Genomic DNA, 6,303 nt, shown 5'->3' with positions numbered 1-6,303 from the left:
GGGGTGGGCTTCCCCGGGGGCCCGCGTAAGCGGGTAGGGGGTGGACCTCCCATGGACCTTCAGATTGCTCTTTTCCTGATCCAGGATGGCGTGGTCAACGGCGCGATTTATGCGCTGTTGGGCATGGCGCTGGTGTTGGCGTTTACGGTGACGCGGGTGATTTTCATCCCGCAGGGCGAGTTCGTCGCCTGGGGGGCGTTGAGCCTGGCGGCGCTGCAGGCGGGGAAGTTGCCGGGGACGGTGTGGCTGCTGGCGATCGGCGGTTGCGCGGTGATGCTGGTGGAGTTGTGGACGGCGTGGCGCGGCCGCGACTGGAGCGGGATTGCGCGCGCGGCGGGGTGGAATCTGGTTTATCCGGCGCTGATGTTCGCCGCCGTGCATTTCATCGATTTCGAACAGATGCCCATGGCCGTGCAGGTCCTGGCGGCGCTGCTGATCGTCGTGCCCATGGGGCCCATGGTCTGGCGCCTGGCGTTCCAGCCGGTGGCCGAGAGCAGCGTACTGGTGCTGCTGATCGTCTCGGTGGCGGTGCACGTGGCGATGGTCGGGCTGGGCCTGCTGTTCTTCGGCGCGGAAGGGTCGCGCACGCCGCCCTTCACCGAGGGCGGCCTCGAGCTGGGCGGCATTCCCGTTCCGGCGCAGACGCTGTGGGTGGTCGGCTGCTCGATCGCGCTGATCCTGGCGCTGACGGTGGTGTTCGGGCGGACGCTGTACGGCAAGGCCTTGCGGGCGACCGCGGTCAATCGCGTGGGCGCGCGGCTGATGGGCATACCGACCAGCCTGGCCGGCCGGCTGAGCTTCACGCTGTGCGCGCTGATCGGCGCGTTCTCCGGCATCCTGATCGCGCCGCTGACCACCATCTACTACGACACGGGCTTCCTGATCGGGCTGAAGGGCTTCGTGGCCGCCATCATCGCCGGATTGGCGAGCTATCCGCTGGCCGCCGCGGGTGCGGTGCTGGTCGGGCTGCTGGAGGCTTTTTCGTCGTTCGCCGCCAGCGCCTACAAGGAAGTCATCGTCTTCACGCTGATCATCCCGGTGCTGATCTGGCGCTCGCTGTCCTCGCGGCACGTGGAGGAAGAGTGATGCGGCTGCGTCCTGCCTGGCTGATCGGCGCGGGCATCGTCCTGCTGGCCGCGGGCGCCCTGTGCCTGCCCGAGTTCACCGTCACGCTGCTCAACTACATCGGCCTGGCCGCGCTGGTTTCGCTGGGGCTGGTGCTGCTGACCGGCGTCGGCGGGCTGACCTCGTTCGGGCAGGCGGCCTTCGTGGGCGTGGGAGCCTACACCACTGCCTGGCTGTCCATCGGCGCCTTGCCGCCGGCGTTCGCCTGGCTGGGCGGTTCGCCCTGGATGGGGCTGGCGGCCGGGCTGCTGGTGACCGCCGCGACGGCCTGGGTGCTGGGGGCGGTGTCGCTGCGCCTGTCCGGGCATTACTTGCCGCTGGGCACCATCGCGTGGGGGCTGAGCCTGTACTACCTGTTCGGCACGCTGGAGTTCCTCGGTGGGCACACCGGGTTGTCGGGCGTGCCCCCCATCGCCCTGTTCGGCGAGCCGCTGGTCGGGAGCCGGCAGATCTTCTGGCTGATCTGGGGCATGCTGCTGCTGGCCGTGCTGCTGGTCAGCAATCTGCTGGATTCGCGCGAGGGCAGGGCCATCCGCGCCCTCAAGGGCGGCATGGTCATGGCCGAGTCCATGGGCGTGGACACGGCCCGCTCCCGCATCGCCATCTTCATGATCGCGGCGCTGCTGGCCTGCGTGTCGGGCTGGCTCTACGCCCACATGCAGCGCTTCGTGAACCCGACGCCCTTCGGCCTGCACATCGGCATCGAATACCTGTTCATGGCGGTGATAGGCGGCGCGGGGCAGGTCTGGGGCGCGCTGGTGGGCGCCGGCGTGGTGACCATGCTCAAGCAGTGGCTGCAGGACTGGCTGCCTCATCTGCTCGGCGCCTCGGGCAATTTCGAGAGCATCGTGTTCGGCATCCTGCTGGTGGTGGCGCTGCAGCGCGCGCCGGACGGCATCTGGCCGGTGATCGCGCGGCTGTCGCGCAAGGCGCTGCCGTTGGCCGATACCCGCCGGCAGGTGGACGAGGCGGCCCGGCCGCTGGCGCATCGGACCCAGCCCGCGCGCGGCGAAACCGTGCTCGAGGCGCGCGGCCTCACCAAGCGCTTCGGCGGCCTGGTCGCCAACAACGACATCAGCTTCATCGTTCCCGCAGGCCAGGTGCTGGCGCTGATCGGGCCCAACGGCGCGGGCAAGAGCACCATGTTCAACCTGCTGTCGGGCGTGGACGATCCGAGTTCGGGCCAGGTGGTTTTCCGCGGGCAGGACGTGACCGGCCGCCCGGCCCGCGCCATCGCGGCGCTCGGCATGGGACGCACCTTCCAGCACGTGCGGCTGCTGCCGCAGATGACGGTGCTCGAGAACATCGCGCTGGGCGCGCACATGCGCGAGCGCAAGGGCGTGCTGGCCGGGCTGGTGCTGGGCAGCCTGCATCTGGAGCGGCGCGACGAAGCCCGCCTGCTGGCCGAAGCCGCGCGCCAGGCTCGCCGCGTCGGCCTGGGCGATGCGCTGCACCTGCCGGCGGGCTCCCTGCCGCTGGGCAGGCAGCGCATGCTCGAAATCGCCCGCGCGCTGTGCGCCGACCCTTGCCTGCTGCTGCTCGACGAGCCGGCCGCCGGCCTGCGCTATCTCGAAAAACAGGCTTTATCCGACACCCTGCGGGCCTTGCGGGCCGAGGGCATGGCCATCCTGCTGGTCGAGCACGACATGGATTTCGTCATGGGGCTGGCCGACCGCATCGTCGTCATGGAGTTCGGCCAGAAAATCGCCGAGGGGCTGCCGGCGGACGTGCAGCGCGATCCGCGCGTGCTGGAAGCCTATCTGGGAGGCGTGGAATGAGCGCGATCCGAACCGGCGCGTCCTCACCGGCCGGGCAGGCGGCGCCCGTGGATGCGCCTTTGCTGGAAACCCGCGGCCTGTGCGTCGCCTATGGCAAGGTCGAGGCCCTGCACGGCATAGACCTGGCCGTGCCGGCCGGCACCATCGTGACGGTCATCGGCCCCAACGGCGCCGGCAAGACCACCTTGCTGTCGGCCATCATGGGCCTCTTGCCGTCCCGGGGGGAGATCCGGCTGGACGGCGCGGCGCCGCGCCGCGTCGGCATCGAGGGAATGGTGGCGGCGGGCCTGAACCTGGTGCCGGAAAAGCGCGAGCTGTTCGGCGAGATGAGCGTCGAAGACAACCTGCTGCTGGGGGCCTTCCAGCGCTACCGCACCGGTCATCGCGACCAGGCGCGGTCCATGGAAGAAGTCTACGGCCTGTTCCCGCGCCTCAAAGAGCGCCGCAGGCAGCTCGCCGCCACGCTGTCGGGCGGCGAACGCCAGATGCTGGCGCTGGGCCGCGCGCTGATGGCCAAGCCGCGCCTGCTGCTGCTCGACGAGCCCTCGCTCGGGCTGGCGCCCCGCATCGTCAAGGAAATCTTCCACATCATCGCCGAACTGCGCCGTCGCGGCGTGGCCATCCTGCTGGTCGAGCAGAATGCCCGGGCGGCCTTGCAGACCGCCGACTACGCCTACGTGCTGGAGACCGGCCAGGTGGTGCTGGCCGGGCCGGCAGGGGAATTGGCCGACGATCCGCGCGTGATCGAGAGCTACCTGGGGCTGGGCCGGAAGTAGGCCGCGCCGCCCCGGCCCTTTCCTAGGGAATGCGGGCTTCGATCAGGAACGGCCCCTTGCGGGCGCACGCCGCCTTGAATGCCCGCGCGAATCCGCCGACCGTATCGACGGCCACCGCTTCGACGCCCTGGCCGCGCGCCAGCGCCATCCAGTCCAGGCTGGGGCCGGACAGGTCCAGCATCCGGCGGGCCTGCTCGCCGGGGCTATCGATGCCCACGCCTTTCAGTTCACCCTGCAGGATGCGATAGCTGCGGTTGGCCAGGATGATGGTCAATACGTCTAGGTTCTCGCGCGCCTGGGTCCACAGCGCCTGCAGCGTGTACATGCCGCTGCCGTCGCCCTCGAAACACACGACCTTGCGGTCGGGGCAGGCGACGCTCGCGCCCGTGGCCAGCGGCAGGCCGCAGCCGATGGAGCCGCCGGTGATCTGCAGGTAGTCGTGCGGGGCCGCGCCGTCGGTGAATTTGAACAAGGAGCGGCCGGACGATACCGATTCGTCGCACAGAATGGCGTTTTCCGGCAGCAGCGCCGCCATGGCTTGCATGATGGTGTCGGCGTCCAGCCGATCAGTGGCGGGCAGGGTGGGGGCGGCGGCTTGCGGGATGGCTGCCGGCCGGGCCGGGCAGCCGAGCTCGTCGGCCAGCCATGCCAGCGCGTGCAGCGTGTCGCCGCCGGGTTCGACCAGCGGCAGGATCTCGCAGCCGGGCGGCGTCTGCAGGCGCGGTTTGTTCGGATAGCCGAAGAACGCCGCGGGAGGATGGCTGCCCGCCAGCACGAGCATCTCCAGGCCGGCGAGTTGCTGGACCGCCTGATCGATGGAGAAGGGCACGCGCGGGACGACCAGGCGGCCGCGGCCGCGTGCGAAGCGGCGGTTGGCCTGCTGCGCGAGCAGCTGGATGCCGCTGTCCTGCAGGCGGGCGAGCACGGCCAGCCCGGCCTCTTCGAGCGCGCGCCCCGTGACCAGCAGCCCGCAGCGCTTGCCCGCTTTGACGGCCTGCACGACGCGCGCCATCGTTTCCGGCAGGGCCTGGACGAGCGGCGGCGGCGCGCTGGCAACCTGCGGCGTTTCGCCCGGGCCCCAGGCCGTATCGGCGGGCAGGATCAGCGTGGCGATCTGGCCGTCGCGCGAGCGCGCGGCGGTGACGGCTTCGGCCGCGTCGTGCGGAATGCGCGCGCCGGCGCCGACCCGGTACCAGTCGGAGATCAGCGCCGCGGTGGCGGGCACGTCGCTGCGCAGCGGGCTTTCGTACTGGAGGTGGTCGCTGGCGTGTTCGCCGACGATGTTGACGATGGGCGTGCGCGCCTTGCGCGCGTTGTGCAGGTTGGCAATGCCGTTGGCCAGGCCGGGGCCGAGGTGCAGCAGTGTCGCGGCCGGTTTGTCCGCCATGCGGCCGTATCCGTCGGCCGCGCCTGTCACCACGCCTTCGAACAGGCCCAGGACGCAGCGCATGCCCGGCACCCGGTCGAGCGCCGCCACGAAATGCATTTCGGATGTGCCGGGATTGGCGAAGCAGACGTCGATATTGGACGCCAGCAGGGTTCTGACCAGCGACTCGGCCCCGTTCATGATGGGAGGTTCTCCAGTGTGCGCAAAAAATGGTGAAACGCGCCGTGAGGGGCCATCCAGGCCCGCCGCCGCGGCGCGGCAACGCTCAGTTCGTCGTAATGTTGGCGTCTTTAATGACTTTGGTCCAGCGGGCGCGCTCTTCGGCCATGTAGCGTCCGGCCTGCGCCGGCGTGCTGCCGACCACCGCCACCCCCAGCGCGTCGAGGCGCTTGCGGATCTCGGGTTCCTTCAGCACGACGGCGATTTCTTTCTGCAGGCGCTCGATGCGATCGGCGGGCGTGCGCGCCGGCGCGACGATGCCGAACCAGTTGGTGACCTCGTAGCCCGGCACGCTTTCGGCGACGGTCGGCACATCCGGCAGGACGGGGGAGCGTTCGCGGCCGGTCGTGGCCAAAGCGCGCAACTGGCCGGACTGGACGAAGGGCAGGCCGATGGCGGGCGCCTCGATCGTCATCTGCACCTGGCCGGCCACGACGTCCTTGACCGCCGGCGCGCTGCCGCTATAAGGCACGTGCACCAGCTTGAGCCCGGTAGCGGAATTGAAGAGTTCGCCCGCCATGTGCGGCAGTCCGCCATTGCCGCTGGAAGCGAAATTCACCTTGTCGGGATTCGCCTTGGCATAGGCGATCAGCTCGGGTACGGAGCGCACCGGCAGGGAGGGGTGCGTATAGACCACCATGACCGACGACGCGACTACGGTGACCGGCGCGAAATCCTTCTCCATGTCGAAGGAGAAATCCTTCACCAGGCCCGGGCTGATGCTCAGGTTGCCCATCGTGCCCATCAGCACCGTATAGCCGTCCGGCTCGGCTTTGCCGATTCCCTGGAGGGCGACGATGCCGCCGGCCCCGGGCTTGTTCTCGATCACGACCGATTGCCCCAGGCGTTCGGCCAGGCGGGGGCCGATCAGCCGTCCGATGGTGTCGATGGCGCCCCCGGGCGGGAAGCCGATCACGATCCTGATCGGCCGTTCCGGATAGGCCGCGGCGGCGGGCGCCCAGGCCATGTTCCAGACGGCGCAGGCGGCAGCGCAGGCAAGCAGAGGGTGCTTCATGGT

General features: G+C 69.9%; 5 protein-coding genes. 3 read left to right on the top strand and 2 right to left on the bottom strand.

Translation table 11 applies throughout. From position 1 onward, the window contains the following. Window positions 1-51: 51 nt before the first annotated feature. The 3 genes from PIGHUM_RS20270 to PIGHUM_RS20260 are packed head-to-tail and all read left to right on the top strand — an operon-like array spanning window position 52 to window position 3,679. A complete protein-coding gene (locus PIGHUM_RS20270; RefSeq protein ID WP_124081537.1) occupies window positions 52-1,086 on the top strand; it encodes a branched-chain amino acid ABC transporter permease in 1,035 nt (344 codons plus the stop codon). Continuing rightward, window positions 1,086-2,903: a branched-chain amino acid ABC transporter ATP-binding protein/permease gene (locus tag PIGHUM_RS20265; RefSeq protein ID WP_124081536.1), complete on the top strand. Its 1,818-nt coding sequence runs from the start codon at window positions 1,086-1,088 to the stop codon at window positions 2,901-2,903. The genes PIGHUM_RS20270 and PIGHUM_RS20265 overlap by 1 nt, the downstream gene beginning before the upstream one ends. Before the next feature lie 47 nt (window positions 2,904-2,950). Further along, window positions 2,951-3,679: an ABC transporter ATP-binding protein gene (locus tag PIGHUM_RS20260; RefSeq protein ID WP_222929294.1), complete on the top strand. Its 729-nt coding sequence runs from the start codon at window positions 2,951-2,953 to the stop codon at window positions 3,677-3,679. Between the two features lie 22 nt (window positions 3,680-3,701). Here the strand turns inward: PIGHUM_RS20260 and PIGHUM_RS20255 are convergent, their stop codons facing one another. Further along, entirely contained in the window at window positions 3,702-5,246 is a 1,545-nt protein-coding gene (locus tag PIGHUM_RS20255; RefSeq protein ID WP_124081534.1) for an acetolactate synthase large subunit, read from the bottom strand. Between the two features lie 85 nt (window positions 5,247-5,331). Continuing rightward, the gene (locus PIGHUM_RS20250) at window positions 5,332-6,300 is read right to left on the bottom strand and encodes a Bug family tripartite tricarboxylate transporter substrate binding protein (protein ID WP_124081533.1); all 969 of its coding nucleotides are present in this window, start codon (window positions 6,298-6,300) and stop codon (window positions 5,332-5,334) included. Window positions 6,301-6,303 lie beyond the last annotated feature (3 nt).

Source organism: Pigmentiphaga humi (assembly GCF_900606115.1).
In the GTDB taxonomy this organism is placed as follows: Bacteria; Pseudomonadota; Gammaproteobacteria; order Burkholderiales; family Burkholderiaceae_B; genus Pigmentiphaga; species Pigmentiphaga humi.
This window is presented reverse-complemented; position numbering and strand designations above follow the sequence as displayed.

What these genes read in the sequence shown, in the direction of transcription:
- PIGHUM_RS20250 (WP_124081533.1), bottom strand. Translation starts at nt 6,300, where the DNA reads ATGAAGCACCCTCTGCTTGCCTGCGCTGCCGCCTGCGCCGTCTGGAAC.
- PIGHUM_RS20265 (WP_124081536.1), top strand. Translation starts at nt 1,086, where the DNA reads ATGCGGCTGCGTCCTGCCTGGCTGATCGGCGCGGGCATCGTCCTGCTG.
- PIGHUM_RS20270 (WP_124081537.1), top strand. Translation starts at nt 52, where the DNA reads ATGGACCTTCAGATTGCTCTTTTCCTGATCCAGGATGGCGTGGTCAAC.
- PIGHUM_RS20255 (WP_124081534.1), bottom strand. Translation starts at nt 5,246, where the DNA reads ATGAACGGGGCCGAGTCGCTGGTCAGAACCCTGCTGGCGTCCAATATC.